At 64.1% G+C, this 17645-nt stretch carries 16 protein-coding genes and 2 pseudogenes; 16 read left to right on the top strand and 2 right to left on the bottom strand.

Annotation, left to right across the window (positions count from 1 at the left end; all coding sequences use genetic code 11):
- The 11 genes and pseudogenes from RMO57_RS02075 to argJ form a co-directional block, all read left to right on the top strand.
- Positions 1-298, top strand: a pseudogene (locus RMO57_RS02075) (RluA family pseudouridine synthase); the annotation flags it as partial.
- A pseudogene (locus tag RMO57_RS02080) lies at positions 295-954 on the top strand (HAD-IA family hydrolase). The pseudogenes RMO57_RS02075 and RMO57_RS02080, both read left to right, overlap by 4 nt.
- A 1-nt stretch (position 955) precedes the next feature.
- A complete protein-coding gene (locus RMO57_RS02085; RefSeq protein ID WP_310383751.1) occupies positions 956-1345 on the top strand; it encodes a Rieske (2Fe-2S) protein in 390 nt (129 codons plus the stop codon).
- Between the two features lie 19 nt (positions 1346-1364).
- On the top strand, positions 1365-2357 hold the full coding sequence (locus RMO57_RS02090) for a S49 family peptidase (RefSeq protein WP_310383753.1): 993 nt from the start codon (positions 1365-1367) through the stop codon (positions 2355-2357).
- A gap of 271 nt (positions 2358-2628) precedes the next feature.
- Entirely contained in the window at positions 2629-2718 is a 90-nt protein-coding gene (gene kdpF, locus RMO57_RS02095) for a K(+)-transporting ATPase subunit F (RefSeq protein ID WP_310383754.1), read from the top strand.
- 1 nt (position 2719) lies between these two features.
- Positions 2720-4426, top strand: a complete 1707-nt coding sequence (gene kdpA, locus RMO57_RS02100; protein ID WP_310383755.1) for a potassium-transporting ATPase subunit KdpA — start codon at positions 2720-2722, stop codon at positions 4424-4426.
- 10 nt (positions 4427-4436) lie between these two features.
- Positions 4437-6533, top strand: a complete 2097-nt coding sequence (gene kdpB / locus RMO57_RS02105) for a potassium-transporting ATPase subunit KdpB (RefSeq protein WP_310383756.1) — start codon at positions 4437-4439, stop codon at positions 6531-6533.
- A 14-nt stretch (positions 6534-6547) separates the two neighbouring features.
- Entirely contained in the window at positions 6548-7129 is a 582-nt protein-coding gene (gene kdpC, locus RMO57_RS02110) for a potassium-transporting ATPase subunit KdpC (protein WP_310383758.1), read from the top strand.
- 26 nt (positions 7130-7155) lie between these two features.
- Positions 7156-9906 carry a DUF4118 domain-containing protein gene (locus tag RMO57_RS02115; protein ID WP_310383761.1) on the top strand — a complete coding sequence of 917 codons (2751 nt, stop codon included), beginning with the start codon at positions 7156-7158 and terminating at the stop codon, positions 9904-9906.
- Positions 9903-10610 carry a two-component system response regulator KdpE gene (kdpE, locus tag RMO57_RS02120; protein ID WP_310383763.1) on the top strand — a complete coding sequence of 236 codons (708 nt, stop codon included), beginning with the start codon at positions 9903-9905 and terminating at the stop codon, positions 10608-10610. Before RMO57_RS02115 ends, kdpE begins: the two co-directional genes overlap by 4 nt.
- A 333-nt stretch (positions 10611-10943) precedes the next feature.
- Entirely contained in the window at positions 10944-12173 is a 1230-nt protein-coding gene (gene argJ, locus RMO57_RS02125) for a bifunctional glutamate N-acetyltransferase/amino-acid acetyltransferase ArgJ (protein ID WP_310383765.1), read from the top strand.
- Here argJ and RMO57_RS02130 read toward each other — a convergent pair.
- Positions 12170-13759, bottom strand: a complete 1590-nt coding sequence (locus RMO57_RS02130; RefSeq protein WP_310383767.1) for a hypothetical protein — start codon at positions 13757-13759, stop codon at positions 12170-12172. The genes argJ and RMO57_RS02130 overlap by 4 nt on opposite strands.
- A 229-nt stretch (positions 13760-13988) precedes the next feature.
- On the opposite strand from RMO57_RS02130, the gene RMO57_RS02135 reads away from it, so the two are divergent.
- Both RMO57_RS02135 and RMO57_RS02140 read left to right on the top strand, forming a co-directional pair.
- On the top strand, positions 13989-14417 hold the full coding sequence (locus RMO57_RS02135; protein ID WP_310383769.1) for a hypothetical protein: 429 nt from the start codon (positions 13989-13991) through the stop codon (positions 14415-14417).
- Positions 14418-14580: 163 nt separating this feature from the next.
- Positions 14581-15255, top strand: a complete 675-nt coding sequence (locus tag RMO57_RS02140) for a histidine phosphatase family protein (protein WP_310383770.1) — start codon at positions 14581-14583, stop codon at positions 15253-15255.
- A gap of 6 nt (positions 15256-15261) precedes the next feature.
- On the opposite strand, the gene RMO57_RS02145 is transcribed toward RMO57_RS02140, so the two are convergent.
- On the bottom strand, positions 15262-16275 hold the full coding sequence (locus RMO57_RS02145) for a formylglycine-generating enzyme family protein (RefSeq protein WP_310383772.1): 1014 nt from the start codon (positions 16273-16275) through the stop codon (positions 15262-15264).
- A gap of 381 nt (positions 16276-16656) precedes the next feature.
- On the opposite strand from RMO57_RS02145, the gene RMO57_RS02150 reads away from it, so the two are divergent.
- The 3 genes from RMO57_RS02150 (at position 16657) to RMO57_RS02160 (ending at position 17579) form a co-directional block, all read left to right on the top strand.
- Positions 16657-16794, top strand: coding sequence for a hypothetical protein (locus tag RMO57_RS02150; protein ID WP_310383774.1), 138 nt, complete (start codon positions 16657-16659; stop codon positions 16792-16794).
- A gap of 93 nt (positions 16795-16887) precedes the next feature.
- The gene (locus RMO57_RS02155) at positions 16888-17088 is read left to right on the top strand and encodes a hypothetical protein (RefSeq protein WP_310383775.1); all 201 of its coding nucleotides are present in this window, start codon (positions 16888-16890) and stop codon (positions 17086-17088) included.
- 275 nt (positions 17089-17363) lie between these two features.
- Positions 17364-17579, top strand: coding sequence for a hypothetical protein (locus tag RMO57_RS02160; RefSeq protein ID WP_310383777.1), 216 nt, complete (start codon positions 17364-17366; stop codon positions 17577-17579).
- The last annotated feature ends 66 nt before the right edge of the window (positions 17580-17645 follow it).

Genomic DNA, 17645 nt, shown 5'->3' on the forward strand with positions numbered 1-17645 from the left:
CAAGGTGGCGCAGCGCTTGAATGGTTACAGCCTGCTTGATGTGACCATCAAGACCGGCCGCACGCACCAGATTCGGGTCCATCTGGCTTATGGTGGGCACGCCATCGTCGGCGACCCCAAGTACGGGGACTTCGAGGCCAACCGGGCCCTGGCGCGAGGACCGCTCCGTTTTGAGCGGATGTTCCTGCATGCCAAGCGCTTGCGCTTCATGCACCCAGCTGGCAGCGGCGAGATCGAATTGACCGCGCCCTTGCCGGCCGAGTGCGAACATTTGATTCTTGCCCTGAAGAAGCCATGAGACCTCAACAGTTTGACCTGATCGTGTTTGATTGGGACGGCACGCTGTTCGACTCGACCGCCTTGATCACCCGCAGCATTCAGGCCGCCGCGGTCGACCTCGGCCTGGCCGAGCCCACGCAGGCCCAGGCCAGCTATGTGATCGGCCTGGGCCTGCAAGAAGCCTTGGCCTACGCGGTGCCGGAACTGAGCCCTGAGCGCTACCCCGAACTGGGCCAGCGCTATCGCCATCACTACCTCGCCGCCCAACACCAGGTGACGCTGTTTGACGGTGTGCTGGACCTGCTGGCTGCGCTGAAAGCCCGCCACCATTGGCTGGCGGTGGCGACCGGCAAAAGCCGGCGCGGCCTGGATGAGGTCTTGGACGTGGACGCGCTGCGCGGCGTGTTTGACGCCACACGCACCGCCGACGAGACGGCAGGCAAGCCCAACCCGCAGATGCTGGTGGAGCTGCTACGCGAGTTTGGCGCCTAGCCCGAGCGCTGCTTGATGATTGGCGACACCACCCATGACCTGCAAATGGCCCGCAATGCCGGCACGGCCAGCGTCGGCGTCTCCTACGGCGCCCATGACCACGCCAGCTTTGGCGAGTTTGCGCCCTTGCATGTGGCACATTCGGTGCCCGATCTGACTGACTGGCTGATCAAGAATGCCTGACATGAATCCCACCAACGAAACCACGCCCGCATTGCCTCTTTGCTCGTCCGACGAACTGCTAGAACGCGGCAAGGCTCACACCTTCGATGTACTGCAATACCGCCAGCCGGCGCGAGCCTTCGCGCTGCGCTTTGACGGCCAGGTGGTCGCCTACCTGAACCGCTGCGCCCATGTGCCGACCGAGATGGACTGGCAAGAGGGCGAGTTCCTTGACGGCGACAAGCAATTCATCATGTGCTCCATCCACGGCGCGGTCTATGACCCGCTGACCGGCCGCTGCGTGACCGGCATGTGTGGCCGCACCGGCTTGACCAAGATCGACGTGCAGGAGCGCGCGGGCCAGGTCTATTGGTATCCTTCGCGCGATACCAAGCCGGCTTTTGAAGATTGAACGGAAGTTTAAAAAGACAATGAACGACAACGAATTGCCCAAGCCGATTGCGGACCCCTATATCGAGGCCAAACCCGCTGCGGCCACGGCCGCCGGCTACGAGCCCTTGCTGGCTCAATTTGCCCGCGAGTATTTGCTGGACCGGCGCAATGAGCGGCGCTGGAAGTTACTTTTCCGCTTGATCTGGTTGGCGCTGATCGCCTTGGCCGCGTGGACGATTTTCCTGCAACGCCACCATATGCAGAACCCCATCGCGCCACACACCGCCTTGGTCGAGGTGCGCGGCGAGATTGCGGCCGACACCGAAGCCAGCGCTGAGTTGTTGCTGTCGGCCTTGAAGAGCGCGTTCGAAGACAGCGGCTCGCAGGCCATTGTCTTGCGCATCAATTCGCCCGGCGGCAGCCCGGTGCAGGCCGGCATCGTCTATGACGAGATCAAGCGCCTCAAGCTCAAGCATGGCAAAAAGGTCTATGCGGTGGTCGAAGAGATGTGCGCCTCGGGCGCCTACTACATTGCCGCTGCGGCGGACGAGATCTATGTGGACAAGGCCTCGGTGGTCGGCTCGATCGGCGTTTTGATGGACGGCTTTGGCTTTACCGAGCTGATGGGCAAACTCGGCGTCGAGCGCCGCTTGCTGACCGCCGGTGCCAACAAGGGCATGCTGGATCCGTTCACGCCGGTCAGCCCCAAACAGCAGGCCTTTGCGCAGGCGATGTTGGACCAAATCCACCAGCAGTTCATCGCGGTGGTCCGTGAGGGCCGCGGCAAGCGGCTGAAGGAAACACCGGAGACCTTCTCCGGCCTGTTTTGGAACGGCGAGCAGGCGGTTGCGCTGGGCTTGGCCGACCATTTTGGCAATCTCGATTTTGTGGCCCGCGAGGTCGTCAAGGCCGAAGAGGTGATTGACTACACGCCGCGCGACAACGTCGCCGAACGGCTGGCTAAGCGCTTTGGGGCGGCCATGGGTGAGGGGGCGATCAAGGCGATGCGGGGCGGCATGAATTTGCGCTGACTTGCCGTTTGGCTTTACCGCTCCAGCCAGGGAGCCGGTCCGAGAGGGCCGGCTCTTTTTTTTCGTCTGGCCGAAGTGCAGCGTCTTTACAGAATCTTGATACCGGCTGCCCCAAGCTCAACGCCGCCTTGAGACGGCGCTTCTTAAGCTTCTCCCATCGCAAAACCGTTGGAGAAGAAATCATGGACCTGCTGTTCCTGGGCCTTTCGGCCTTGGTCTTTGTCCTGGCAATCGGCTTGGCCGTGGCCGCCCACAAACTGGAGGCCAAGCAATGACCGCCTTGTACTGGATCAGCGGCTTGGCCGCTGCCGGGCTTTTCGTCTACTTGGTCGTGGCCTTGCTGCGCGCCGAGGAGTTCTGATATGAATAGCTTGGGATGGACCAATTTGGCCCTCTTCATGGGCCTTTTGCTGTTGGCCGCCTGGCCGCTCTCGCGCTGGCTCACCGCCGTTGCGCAGGGTCGCTTGCCGGGCTGGATGTGTGCCGTCGAGGGCTGTTTCTACAAGCTCGCCGGCGTCAAGGGCGAAGACGGGATGCACTGGAAGCAATACGCCTTCGCCTTGCTAATTTTCAATTTCATCGGCGTGCTGGCGGTCTACCTTCTGCAGCGCTTCCAGGCGGTGTTGCCGCTGAATCCGCAAGGTTTCGGGGCGATCACGCCGGACTCGGCCTTCAACACCGCGATCAGCTTTGTCACCAATACCAATTGGCAGGGCTATGGCGGCGAGTCCAGCATGAGCTATTTAACGCAAATGCTGGGTCTGACGGTGCAGAACTTTGTTTCCGCCGCCACCGGCATCGCGGTCGTGTTCGCGCTGATTCGCGGCTTTGCGGGCAAGCTGGAAAAAAGTATCGGTAACTTCTGGGTCGATCTGACCCGCATCACGCTGTGGGTCTTGTTGCCGCTGTCGTTCGTGTTCGCCATTTTTCTGGTCGGGCAAGGCGTGATTCAGAACTTCGATGCCTACGTGAATGTGGCCGGTGTCGAACATGGCCAGCAGTTGCCCATGGGGCCGGTGGCTTCGCAGGAAGCCATCAAGATGCTGGGCACCAACGGCGGTGGTTTCTTCAACGCCAACTCGGCCCATCCGTTTGAGAACCCGACCCCGCTGTCGAATCTGGCGCAGATGTTGGCGATCTTCCTGATCCCGGCGGCGCTGTGCTTCAGCTTCGGGCAGATGGTCGGCGATTCACGCCAAGGCGTGGCGGTGCTGGCGGCAATGAGCCTGATGTTCATCGTTGGCGTGGTCGTGGCCACCGGCGCCGAGCAGGCCGGCAACCCGATTCTGGCCAGCCAGGGTGTGGATCAGGTCGGCAGCGAGCTGCAGGCCGGCGGCAATATGGAAGGCAAGGAAACGCGCTTCGGCATCAATGCCAGCTCGCTGTTTGCCGTCATCACCACCGCCGCTTCCTGCGGCGCGGTGAACAGCATGCATGACTCGATGACGCCGATCGGCGGCCTGGTGCCGTTGGTGATGATGCAGCTCGGCGAGGTGGTGTTCGGCGGCGTCGGCACCGGCCTTTACGGCATGCTGGTGTTTGCCATGCTGGCGGTCTTCATTGCCGGCCTGATGATTGGCCGCACACCCGAGTACCTGGGAAAAAAGATCGAGAGCCATGAGATGAAGATGGTGTCCATCGCCATCCTCATCACACCCTTGGTGGTCTTGATTGGCACGGCCATCGCGGTGCTCACGGACGCCGGCCGCGCCGGCATTGCCAACCCCGGCGCGCATGGCTTCTCCGAGATTCTTTACGCGCTGACCTCGGCGGGCAATAACAACGGCTCGGCCTTCGCAGGGCTCTCGGCCAACACACCGTTCTACAACACGCTGCTGGGCATCGCTATGTGGTTGGGCCGCTTCGGCGTCATCGTGCCGGTGCTGGCAATTGCCGGCAGTCTGGCGGCCAAGAAGCGCATCCCGGTGGGTGCCGGCACCCTGGGCACGCATGGCCCGCTGTTCGTCGGTTTGCTGATCGGCACCGTGCTCTTGGTGGGCTTGCTCAACTATGTGCCCGCACTGGCTCTCGGCCCCATCGTCGAGCACTTGCTGCTCTGGAAGGTTTGAGGGAAATGAAATGACTACAACGACAACAACTACTCAAGACAGCTTTTCGCTGCTCGACCCCAAGCTGGTCAAACCGGCCTTGGTGCAATCCTTCGTCAAACTCTCGCCCAGCGCGCAGTGGCGCAATCCGGTCATGTTCGTGGTCTATGTCGGCTCCTGCCTGACCACGCTGCTGTGGCTGATGAGCTTGTTCGACCCGGCCGTCGCCGGCACCGAAGGCTCGCCTTTCATCTTGGCCGTCTCGCTGTGGCTGTGGTTCACGGTGCTGTTCGCCAACTTCGCCGAGTCGCTGGCCGAGGGGCGCTCCAAGGCCCAAGCGGCTTCGCTGCGCGGCTTGAAGACCAGCACCTGGGCCAAGAAGTTGCATGAACCGAAGTACGGCTCGCAATGGCATCCGATGCAGTCGGGCGAGTTGCGCAAGGGCAATATCGTGCTGGTGGAAACTGGCGACATGATCCCGCTTGATGGTGAAGTTATTGAGGGCGTCGCTTCGGTGGACGAAAGCGCCATCACCGGCGAATCGGCGCCCGTCATCCGCGAGTCCGGCGGCGACTTTTCATCGGTCACTGGCGGCACCCGCGTGCTGTCCGACTGGTTGGTGGTGCGCATCAGCGTCAATCCGGGCGAATCCTTCCTCGACCGCATGATCGCTATGGTGGAGGGCGCCAAACGCCAGAAGACGCCGAATGAGATCGCGCTGACGATTTTGCTGGTGGCGTTGACGCTGGTGTTCCTGGTCGTCACGGTGACGCTGCTGCCGTTCTCGATCTTCAGTGTGACCGCCGCTGGCTCGGGCACCGTGGTCTCCATCACCGCCTTGGTGGCCCTGCTGGTCTGCCTGATCCCGACCACCATCGGCGGCCTGCTTTCGGCCATCGGCGTGGCCGGCATGAGCCGCATGATGCAAGCGAATGTGATCGCCACATCGGGCCGCGCGGTCGAAGCCGCCGGTGATGTGGACGTGCTGATGCTGGACAAGACCGGCACCATCACCCTGGGCAATCGCCAGGCCAGCGCCTTTGTGCCGGCACCGGGCGTGAGCGAGCAGCAATTGGCCGACGCCGCACAACTGGCCTCGCTGGCCGATGAAACGCCCGAAGGCCGCAGCATCGCGGTGCTGGCCAAGACGCGGTTCAATCTGCGCGAGCGTGAGATGAGCGGTCTGGATGCGGTCTTCGTGCCCTTCACCGCGCAGACCCGCATGAGCGGCGTCGACCTGGCCGGCGGCCGCATGATCCGCAAGGGCGCCGGTGACGCGATTCGCCGGCATGTCGAGTCGCTCGGTGGCAGCGTGCCCAAGGAAGTACAGGTGGCCATCGACGACGTCGCACGCCGTGGCAGCACACCGTTAGCGGTGGCGGACGGCGCTAGGATTCTGGGCGTGGTCGAACTGAAGGACATCGTCAAAGGCGGCATCAAGGCCCGTTTTGCCGAGCTGCGCCGTATGGGCATCAAGACGGTGATGATCACCGGCGACAACAAGCTCACCGCTGCGGCGATCGCGGCCGAAGCCGGTGTCGACGACTTCCTTGCCGAGGCCACGCCCGAAGCCAAGCTGCAGCTGATCCGCGATTACCAGGCCGAGGGTCGCCTGGTCGCGATGACCGGCGACGGCACCAATGACGCGCCGGCTCTGGCGCAAGCCGATGTGGCGGTGGCCATGAACACCGGCACGCAAGCGGCCAAGGAAGCCGGCAATATGGTGGATCTGGACAGCAATCCGACCAAGCTGCTGGAAATCGTCGAGACCGGCAAGCAGCTGTTGATGACGCGCGGGTCCCTAACGACCTTCTCGATCGCCAACGATGTGGCCAAGTATTTCGCCATCATCCCGGCCATGTTTGTGGGCGTCTACCCACAGCTCAGCAGCCTCAATGTGATGGGCTTGCACAGCCCGTCGTCGGCGATTTTGTCGGCGGTGATCTTCAACGCGCTGATCATCATTGCGCTGATCCCGCTGGCGCTGAAGGGCGTGGCCTACCGCGCCATTGGTGCCGCCGCACTGCTGCGCCGCAATCTGGCGATCTACGGCCTCGGCGGCCTGATCGTGCCCTTCATCGGCATCAAGGCCATTGATCAGATGCTGGTCGGCCTGCACTTGGTTTAAGGAGTTACTTCATCATGTTGATCAAACATCTTCGTCCCGCCCTCGTCAGCTTTGCCTTGCTGAGCCTAGTGACCGGTGTGTTCTACCCCATGCTGGTGACCGGCGTGGGCCAGGCCCTGTTCCCCAAGCAAGCCGCCGGCTCGCTGATAGCGAGTAAAGACGGCAAGCCGGTCGGCTCCGCGCTGATCGGGCAAAGCTTCACTTCACCCAAGTACTTCTGGGGCCGCCCTTCGGCCACCGCGCCGATGGCGAACAACGCCGGCGGCTCCTCGGGCTCCAACCAGGGCCCGTTGAACCCGGCCCTGGCCGCTGCCGTGCAAGCGCGTGTTGAGGCGCTGAAGGCGGCTGATCCGGAGAATCAATTGCCGATTCCGGTCGATTTGGTCACGGCTTCGGCCAGCGGCCTGGATCCTCATATCAGCATGGCCGCCGCCCGCTACCAGGTCGCACGTGTCGCACGCGAACGCCAGCTCGCGCAAAAGGAGCTGCTGCGCCTGATCGAAGCGAATACCGAGGTCCGTGACTTGCAATTGCTGGGCGAGCCGCGCGTCAATGTGCTCAAACTCAATCTGGCGCTGGATGCGGGCAAGACCTGACCCCTTGCTTCACCGAGAATCGACGCATGACCGACCCGCATCGCCCCAACCCCGACGCCTTGTTGGCACAGATTCGGGCGGCCGAAAGCGCCGCCGCGCGCGGCAAGCTGCGCATCTATTTCGGCTCCTCGGCCGGCGTCGGCAAAACTTACGCAATGCTGCAGGCCGCGCGCAAGCTGCAGGCCGAAGGGCTCGATGTGCTGGCCGGCGTGGTGGTCACGCATGGGCGCAGCGAGACAGCGGCGATGTTCGAGGGCCTGCCGCAGCTGGCGTTGAAAGCGGTGGAATACCGCGGCAAGTCGCTGCCTGAGTTCGACCTTGACGCCGCGCTGGCCAAGCACCCGGCACTGATCCTGGTCGACGAACTGGCGCATTCGAATGCGCCGGGATCGCGCCACCCTAAGCGCTGGCAGGATGTGGAGGAGTTGCTCGCCAATGGCATCAATGTCTACTCGACCTTGAATGTCCAGCATCTGGAAAGCCTCAACGATGTGGTCGGCGGCATCACCGGTGTGCGTGTGCAGGAGACCCTGCCCGATACGTTTTTCGACCGTGCCGACGAGGTCGTGATGGTGGACACGCCGGCCGACGAGTTGCTGGCACGTTTGTCGGCGGGCAAGGTTTACGTCGGTCCACAGGCCGAACGGGCGGCCAAGAATTTCTTCCGCAAGGGCAATCTGATGGCCTTGCGCGAGCTGGCGCTGCGCCGCACCGCCGATAGGGTGGAAGACGATGTGCAGACCTGGCGCAGCAATGAGCGCATCAGCCAGGTCTGGAAGACCGAGGCCGCCATTCTCTGCGCGATCGGCCCTACGCCGGCAGCCGAGAGCGTGGTGCGCAGCGCCGCTCAGTTGGCCCAGCAGCTCAATGTGTCCTGGCATGCGGTGTATGTGGAGACGCCGGCGCTGCAGCGCCTGCCCGATGTCCAGCGCGAGCGTATCTTGCGCGTGGTGCGTCTGGCTCATGAGTTAGGCGCGAACACCGCCGTGTTGGCCGCGCAAGACCTGGCCCCGGCCTTGATCCTGCATGCGCGTGAGCACAATCTTTCCAAGCTGGTGCTCGGCCGCAGCGCAGCGCTGCCGGGCTGGCGGCGCTGGCTAGGGGCACGTGAGCTGGCATCGCAGATCGCCCATGACGCGCCGGAGCTGGACTTGATCTCGGTGGCGCTGACATCACCACAGCTGCAGCGCCGCGAGTCGCTGGTCGAGCAGGATGAGCAGCAGCGTGAGCGGCAATGGCAGTCGCTGGCCGGCCGCTATGGTCTTTCGGCCGCCGCCTGCGCCGCCGTGGCCTTGCTCAGCTGGCCGCTGCAGCAGACTTTTGCGCAGTCCAATATCGTCATGCTGTTTTTGCTGGCGGTGGTCGGTGTGGCACTGCGCTTGGGGCGTGGGCCGGCGGTGCTGGCGAGCTTTGTGAGTGTCGGGCTGTTCGACTTTTTCTTCATCGAGCCCAAGCTGAGTTTTGCGGTTTCCGATGTGCAATACCTGCTGACCTTTGCGGTGATGCTGGCGGTGGGCTTGATCATTGGCCAGCTGACCGCCGGCCTGCGCTATCAGGCGCAAGTGGCCGCCGACCGGGAGGCACGTGCGCGCGCGCTGTTTGAGCTAACCAGCGATCTGGCCGGGGCCTTGGAGACCGAGGCGGTGCTGCAGGTGGCTGAAAGCGCTTTGGCCGAGGAGGTGCGCGGGGAAGCGCTGCTCTACACGCTGGACTTGCAAGATCAGCTGCAGCCTTCACCGCGCCAGAGCTTGCTGCCCATCAGCGAGCAACCCGACCTGGGCACCGCGCGCTGGGCGCAAGATCAATCGCAAGCCGCCGGTCTCAGCACCGACACCTTGCCCGGCAGCGCCTGGTTCTACCTGCCTTTGGCCGCACCGATGCGCACGCGCGGCGTGCTGGCGCTGAAGCCGCTGAGCAGCCGCAGTGTGATGTTGCCCGAGCTTCGCGCGCAGCTGGAAACCTATGCCCGCATCATCGGTCAAGCCCTGGAACGTGTGCATTATGTGGAAGTGGCGCAAGAGGCGCTGGTTCATATCGAGGGCGAACGGCTGCGCAATTCGCTGCTGTCGGCACTGTCGCATGATCTGCGCACGCCGCTGGCGGTGGTTTACGGCCTGGCCCAGACCCTTGTGCGCATGGACGATCTGCCAGCCCAGGCCCGCGAGCTCGGCGAGAGCCTGCAGAGCCAAGCCCAGCGCATCAGCGCCATGGTCAACAATCTGCTCGACATGGCGCGCCTGCAAAGCGGCGCGGTGCGGCTGAATTTGCAGTGGCAGCCGATCGAGGAGGTGGTGGGCACGGCGCTGCAAGCGCTGCAGCCGGCGCTCGCCGGCCATCCGCTGACGCTGCAGTTCCCGCCCGGCCTGCCCTTATTGCATCTGGACGCGGCGCTGATGGAGCGGGTGCTGTGCAATTTGTTGGAGAACGCGCTCAAGTACACGCCGCTCGGCAGCAGCTTGAGCTTGACGGCCGAGCTGGGGCCAGCTGACGACTTGTTGCTGCGCGTTTCCGACAATGGCCCGGGTCTGCCGCCCGGCCGCGAGGAGCAGCTGTTCGCCAAGTTCAGCCGCGGCGAGCGCGAGAGCAGCACGCCGGGCGTGGGCCTGGGCCTGGCGATTTGCCGCGCCATTGTGCAAGCCCATGGCGGCAGCATTCGGGCCGAGAATCTGGCCGGCGGCGGTGCCAGCTTTATCCTGAGCCTGCCGCTGGGCCAGCCGCCGGTGCTAACGATCGATGTTGACGGTGAGATTGAAATGAACGGAAAAGAGCCAGCATGAGTGAGCCGCATCCGGTCGCACTGATCGTTGAAGACGAACCCAGTATTCGGCGCTTTGTGCGCATGGCGCTGGAGGCGGAGGGTTGGCAGGTGCATGAGGCGGACACGGTGCGCCAAGGCCTGGTGGACGCCGGCACGCGCCGCCCCGACCTGGTCATCTTGGATCTGGGCCTGCCCGATGACGACGGGCTCAACTACTTGCGCGATCTGCGCGCCTGGTCGGGCGTGGCGGTGATCGTGCTGTCGGCCCGCACCAACGAGGCCGACAAGATCGCCGCGCTGGATGCCGGCGCTGATGACTATTTGTGCAAACCGTTTGGCGTTGGCGAGCTGATGGCGCGGGTGCGGGTGGCCCAGCGGCGCAGCCAGGCGATGGCCAAGGCCAGCGGCGACGAGCCGGCGCAGACCCTGTTTCGTTTCGGTGAGGTGGAGGTGGACTTGGCTCTGCGCCGGGTGCTGCGCGCGGGTGCTGCCGTGCATTTGACGCCGCTGGAATACCGGCTCTTGACGCATCTGATTGCTAACGCCGGCAAGGTACTGACCCACAGGCAGATGCTCAAAGCCGTCTGGGGGCCGAGCCATGTGGAAGACAACCACTATCTGCGCGTCTATATGGGCAATCTGCGCCAGAAGCTGGAGGCGGTGCCGGCGGCGCCCAAGCATCTGCTGACCGAGACGGCGGTGGGGTATCGGCTGCTGGCTTGAGCATTTGTCGCTTGATCGCGCCTGAGGTTTATATCGAGCGCATGCTCATGTCAGCGAGTAAACGCCATTGGTAAGAGCCAGCTGCATTCATCCCCTTCATCCCCTCCATCCAGGCTGAAATGTTTTGCCTTTGACTGCAACATGCAAATGCTGGCGAGACCGGCAGCAACGGCCTGGCGCTGTCAATCCATGCCTACAGGGAAGAATTTTTGCCAGGATGGAGGGGATGAAGGGGATGAACACAAGCTCGCTTGCTTGGGCAGAGTTGGGCAGAGCGACTTGAGCCTGCGCCCCTACAATCTGGCCACCTTTTCTGCCCGGATTCAAGCCGCCATGCCCGTCAATCTCCATGCACCCGATCCCGCCTCCTTGCATGCCGTGCCCGGCGTCCGTTTGGGTGTCACGATGGCCGGCATACGCAAGGCCGACCGACGTGACCTCAGCGTGATCGAGTTGGTCGAGGGCAGCAGCGTCGCCGGCGTTTTCACCAGCAACCGCTTTTGCGCAGCACCCGTGCAGCTTTGCCGCCAGCATCTGGCCGCGGGCCAAGCCATCCGCGCGATCCTGGTCAACACCGGCAATGCCAATGCCGGCACCGGCGCCGACGGCCTGGCGCGGGCGCAACAAAGCTGCGCAGCGCTGGCCGAGTTGATGGGCGTGGCGCCGGAGCAGATCTTGCCGTTTTCGACCGGCGTGATCATGGAGACGCTGCCGGTCGATCGCATCATCAAAGGCCTGCCCGCCGCGCTGAAGGCCTTGCGCGCCGACGCTTGGGGCGAGGCCGCCTTGGGCATCATGACCACCGATACGCTGCCCAAGGCCGCGTCGCGGCAGATTCAGATTCAGGGCCAAACGGTCACCCTCACCGGCATCTCCAAGGGCGCCGGCATGATTCGCCCGAATATGGCGACCATGCTGGGCTATGTGGCGACCGACGCCAACATCAACCCGGCACTGATGCAAGCGCTGGTGACCGAAGCCGCTGACGCCTCATTCAACCGCATCACGATCGACGGCGACACCTCCACCAATGACTCCTTCGTGCTGATTGCCACCCACCAGGCCAAGCACGCCCGTATCGAGTCGCTGGACTCGGCCGAGGGCCAGGTCTTGCGCGCTGCGCTGATTGAGCTGTCGCAGCAATTGGCGCAAGCCATCGTGCGCGACGGCGAGGGCGCGACCAAATTCATCACCATCATCGTCGAAGGTGGCCGCAGCGAGGCCGAGTGCAAATTGGCGGCCTATGCGATTGCGCATTCCCCGCTGGTCAAGACGGCCTTTTTCGCCAGCGACCCGAATCTGGGCCGCATCCTGGCGGCGGTCGGCTATGCCGGCATCCATGATCTGGACCAGACCCTGATCGATATGCATCTGGATGAGGTCTTGGTGGTGCAAGCCGGCGGGCGCCACCCGGCTTATCGTGAGGAAGACGGCTCCCGCGTGATGAAGCAAAGCGAGATCACGGTGCGCGTCAGCCTCCATCGCGGCCCGGCCTCGGCCACCGTGTGGACTTGCGATTTGAGCGTTGATTACGTCCGCATCAACGCCGACTACCGTTCCTAAAAATCCACCGCCCGCGTGCGCATGCCGCGCGCGATCAAGGTGGCGTTGATCAGCTGCGCTTCCTCGCGGCTAGCAAAGGGCCAGACCGCTGGGCGCCAACCCTCGGGGGTTTGAAACACCTGGGCCTGCAGCGCCGCGCCGCCCGCACCGCCTTGCGACGGGGCCAGCATATTGCGCATGCGGGCCAGGGTGGCTTCGGCATCGGCCTTGTTGGCGCTGACCGGGCCGACCAAGGCGACGACGGGCTTGTTGACCAAGGCCTTGGCTTTGGCGACGGCCTTGGGGTTGGCTGGCTCAGGCACCACCGCCGCTGTCGACGCCGGCTCGGCGGCCGAGCTGAGTTTGGGTTGGGCAGCATGCGGCGGCGCCGACTTGGCCTTGGGCTTGGGGAGGCCGAGGTCAATTGGTTCGGGTGCGGGTGCCAATGCGGGTGCGGGTGCGGGTGCGGACTTGGCTTCGGGCTCGGGCGGCATTTTTATGTCGGCGAGCGTCTGCTCTTCCTTAGGCTTCGCACCCAGCGGTGGCGCACTGCGGCCCGGAATTGGCTTGACGAACATGGGCCTGATATCGGGCCGCGGAGGGTTGTTTTCTTCAGGCGCCTGCGCTGGTGCGCTTGCCATCGCTGCCGGTGAGGGCGGCGCCGTGGCTGCGCTGGCCGCTAGGGCCATGCTGGCTGCGGCGATAGGCGCAGAAGCCACCGGCTCGGGCCCCGGCGCCATGGCCGCAGCCGATGCAGGCGTGGCCGCGATGGCTGAAACAGCGGAGGCTGCCGAAGCGACTGAGGCTGCCGCAGCCACCGGCTCCTCGACCTTGGCCGCCGGTTGCTGCTTCTTGGCGACGGGCAGCAGCAAGCCGGCACCGGCACCGAGCACGGCCAGCAACAGCAGGGCGACCAGCCCCAAGCGGCGCGGGCTCAGGCACCGGCGCCCGATGATGTCCGGCTGGCGCCCCTGGCCGATCAGGATGCGGCTGCGCGAGCGGCCGGCATCGATGGCCGCACTCATCACATAGAGCTCGAACGGCCAGGCGCCGCCGCTTGCCGCGCCGCTCGCCGTGCCGTTCTCCATCAGCGTCTCGTCGATCGGGACGATGCGTTGGGGCCAGGTGGCGTCGCCCGGCTGCTTGCTGTAGCCATGGGCTTGGGCGAACGCGGCAATTCGCCGCGATGACAGGTGGCTGACGAAACGCTCGCTGAAGACCGGCCACGACTTGGCCGCCGCATCAACGCCGGCCGGCTTGCGCCAAAACAGCAGGCGGCTCAGCAGGGCGCGCCAGGCCGGTTGGCCCTGATTTGGCAGGGGCTCCTGGTCAGCCAGTGCGTCAAGGTGGGCGGCATTGGGGTTGACGGCAATCGTCAGGCCCTCGTCGTCCCAGGCGGCGGCCAGGCTCTCGGCTGAGATCGCATCCGTCAATACCGGCTCGACCTTGCCTCTGGCGCCAGGCCTGCGCGCAGCCGCATCGGCCTGCGCATTGCGCATGAACGGCAGGGCGACGACACCGATCGTGTGGACGTCGTAAATGGTGATGCGCTTGGCGAGTGGATGGCGGTTATGCCATGCCACCACCTGCTCGGCCAATCGATCCATGGGTAGCGGGGTAGGGCTTTACAAAAAGGTCAAGGCAAGGGGAGAGGGCGCCATGCCAAAGGCGGTTTGCCGCTCAAAGACAAACCCTGGCATGGTGCCTGAACTCTAAGGCTTGTGGCCGGGCCTTGATCACTTTTGATCGCCGGAAATGCAGGCGAAAAGAAGGCGAAAAGCACAGACATGCCGGCGGCAGATGGATTGGCACGCCGCTTGCATGCTGACTTGGCCTATGAACTCAGTGCCCGCTCCCACGCTCAGCCCCGGTGTCACTGCCGGCGTAGAAGCACCACGCGCCGCCTTGGACGCCTTCGGCTATGCCTGCCTGACCGTGGCGGAGGCGGACGGCCGCTGCCTGTGGCGGACCGCTTTGGCGCGCAGCTTGATGGCCGAGTACTTCGTCGGTGGGCATTTTGAACGCGGCTATTTGCCGCCGGAGTTGCTGTTGTGGATGCACCGCGAGGCCCTGCGTCGGCGGGTCGGGGCGCAGGCGGTGGACTTGACGGTGTTGGCCCAAAAGCCCAGCCGCCTCAACCCCACGTTGGCCGCGCGGCGTGAGCCCGTAGCGGCGCGCGGCACCCACCTGAGTTTCAGCTTGCATGCGGTGGACGCCGATGTTTTGGGTGAGGGGCAGTGGTTGATCGTGATGAGTCAAGACTGACCCGCTGGTCCATGGCGGTGCGCACCGCCATGGTGTGCGGCGGGCGGATGGCGGGCGGATGGCGAGCGAGGGCCCTGTGTTGGTGCCAACCCTGCAATGGCGAAGGTCACCAGGGTCGCTCGCGTGACAGCCCGGCACCAGCCTTGGCCCGATGATGTTGCACATGGGAACTCTCTACCTTGTCCGCCATGGTCAGGCCTCTTTGGGTGCCGTCGACTATGACCAATTGAGCGGCATCGGTGAGCGCCAGTGCCAGGCCTTGGGCGCTTACTGGCGCAGCCGAGGTTTGCGCTTTGACGCGGTCATGAGCGGGGGTCTGAAGCGCCATGCGCAGTCGCTGGCCGGCATTGCCGCCGGCCTGGGGCAGGTCGATTTGCCCGCCGTGCAGATCCGTCCCGGCTTGAATGAATATGACGGCGAGGCCTTGATCCGCAGCGTGTACAGCGGCGAGCTGGAGCGGCCCAGCGACGCGGAATCGGCGCGCCGCTATTTCCGCCTGCTGCGTGTGGGCCTGCGGGCTTGGATGTCCGGCCAGACGCAGCCGCAGGGCATGGCCAGCTATGCGGAGTTTTCGGCCGGCGTGGTGGCGACTCTGGCCCATGTGCGCGAGCACTGCGAGGGCCATGTCCTGCTGGTGTCCAGCGGCGGGCCGATTGCGACCGCCGTCGGCCAGCTGCTGCAAACGCCGAACGAGGCCGTCATCGACCTGAATCTGCGCATACGCAATAGCGCGGTGACCGAATTCAGCTTCAATCCCAAACGCCATGCCTTGTTGACCTTCAACACCTTGCCGCATCTTGATTCGCCAGCGAACGCCGGCTTGATCACTTTTGCGTGAGCGAGTTCATGGCTTGTCCGCGTCGCTGACTTCACGCACCAGACGAAAGCCCAGCAAGGTGTAGCGCGTGCTGGGTGCGTTGTAGTTGCGGTAGCTGGCACGGGCGTAAAACGGCCAGGTGTGCCAGGAGCCGCCGCGCCGCACGCGCACATCCCCGGTGGCCGGGCCTTGCGGGTCGAGCACGGGCGACTGGGCGTAGTAATCATCGCCATGCCAGTCCGACACCCATTCCCAGGCGTTGCCGTGCATATCAAACAGGCCCCAGGCATTGGGGGCGAAGCTCCCGACCGGCGCGGTGAAGGCGTAGCCGTCGGAGCCGGTCAAGGCCATGTCTCGCCAGCGCGGCCAGTTGATCGCGCTGTCGGCGTCGAACACATTGGCGGCACTCAGCAGCGAGGCCGGGTCGTCGCCCGAGTGGTAGCGCGTGCGCGTGCCGGCGCGGGCCGCGTATTCCCATTCGGCTTCAGTCGGCAGGCGGTAGTGTTGGCCTTCTAGCCGGCTCAACCAGGCGGCGAAGGCCAGCGCGTCCGCGTAAGTGATGTTGACGACCGGGTGCGAGTCGGTCTGTGCGAAGCCCGGGTTCAGCCAAGAGTAGCGCGGGTCGCGGCCCTCGAAGGCGTCGCCGCGCGCGGTCGTGCTGGGGTCGTAGTCCTTGCGGTAGCCGTAAGCGCCGCTGCCGTCCTGGATCGATTCCGGCACATAACTGGTCGCCTGGACGAAGCGGCGAAACTCGCCCCGCGTGACCTCATGCGCGCCGACCCAGAAGTCGCGGCTGATGCGCACGCGGTGGAGCGGTGCCTCGTCCTGCAGTTTGTCGAAGCGCTCGCGCGGCAGTTGCGGATATGCCTTGGCTAAGCTGTCGGCGGACTCCTCGCTGCCCATGATGAAGTCGCCCGCTGGGATGTGCACCAGCTGCATGCCGATGCTGTTGATGGAGGGTCCGCCGCGCGAGTCCGCCGCGCTTGCGCCAAGGACGGCGAGCAGTTGGGCTGCAGAGAAAATCAGTGCGCTTATGTTCATGCCGCGATCCTAGCTGCTTGCCAAACAGGGCTCAAATTGTCAGCTCAGGTGTACAGCGGTCACAGTCAGTTAGCGCGTGGTGAGAAGCCTAGATTCGGCCCACACAACCGCGCCTTCTGAGGGCTCCCAGGCCGACGACCTGCGTCGTCCACCCGAGGGGGTCCAGATAGGTCGGGGCGGCCCATTCCTTTCTTGAGAGCATCCCAGGCACCTATCGGCGCCCTGCGTTCGCGAAGAAACACGGGACGCAGAGGCCGCAGAGAGACGCGGAGCGCGCTGAGATCGGCAAGGCTTTGGCGATGTCCTTTGCGAGCTCCGCGGGCCTCGGCTGTTCGCTCTGCGTCCGTTTTGATTTTTTGTTTCTTGTGAGGACGGCGGTACTTGAATGAAGAAGGCAAGCAGCGTGCCTGGTCGATCTTGCTGGCCCTGAGCCTGGCGGCGCAGGCACTTGCGCAAGGCTATATCAGCTTGCCGGAGTCGGGTGCGGCAGCTCCCATGGGCCTTGACGTAGCAGCCTGAGCCGACCAAACGCTGTTTGGTCGCAAACCGGCCTCAAATCAACAGCGGCATTTTTATGATGAGCCAACTTATAGGAACCGGGCGGACCTCATCATGAACTTCTTGCTCTGGCTGATTTTGTTGGTCTTGTGCTGGCCCTTGGCCTTTGCGGCACTGCTGCTGTGGCCGGTTTTGTGGCTCTTGAGCCTGCCCTTCAGACTGATCGGCATCAGCGTGGACGCTTTGTTTGACCTGTTGCGCGCGCTGCTCGGGTTGCCGGCGCGATTGTTGGGGGTCAAGGGGAGTAGGCGCTGAGGGTCAGAACTCTGGTGTGGAGGCGGAGTGCGCAGAGGATTGCGCGGAGCAAACGTGCGCGTCTTGAAAGGCTGACCCAGGGGGATTTGGCTGCTGACCGGCCCTATGAATTCGTGAATTCCCGCCTCGGGTATTCCATCCTGTCAGGTCTTGCAGGATGGGGAAATTACGCATGGCGGCGGTGGGGATTCACCTCGAGCATCGGGCAGCTTTGCGTTGACCTAGTGTTCAGACACTACGGCAGGGGAAAAAGCGAGAACACTGGGAGGGTGAAAATGAAAGTCGACTCGGCATTCCAGCGTGGTGGCCCGCGCGAAATTCTTGTGCTTATTCTGTGGGCGATGTTGGCGCCCGTCGTTGCCCACGCGGCGAATACTCAATCCGGCGAGAACAAACCGATAGAACCACCACCAGGCAAGGCGTTTTTGGAGCGTGTGTATGCGGAGGGGGATCGTCAAAGTTCGTTGGCGCTGGTTTCTCTCGTGCTTTGAGAGACGCCGTCCTGCCCTTGGGGACACGGGAACAGGGCGGGGGCGGAGCCAAAGCGGAGGGCGATT

The sequence above is a fragment of the Roseateles sp. genome, from assembly GCF_031397715.1.
Classification (GTDB): domain Bacteria; phylum Pseudomonadota; class Gammaproteobacteria; order Burkholderiales; family Burkholderiaceae_C; genus Paucibacter_A.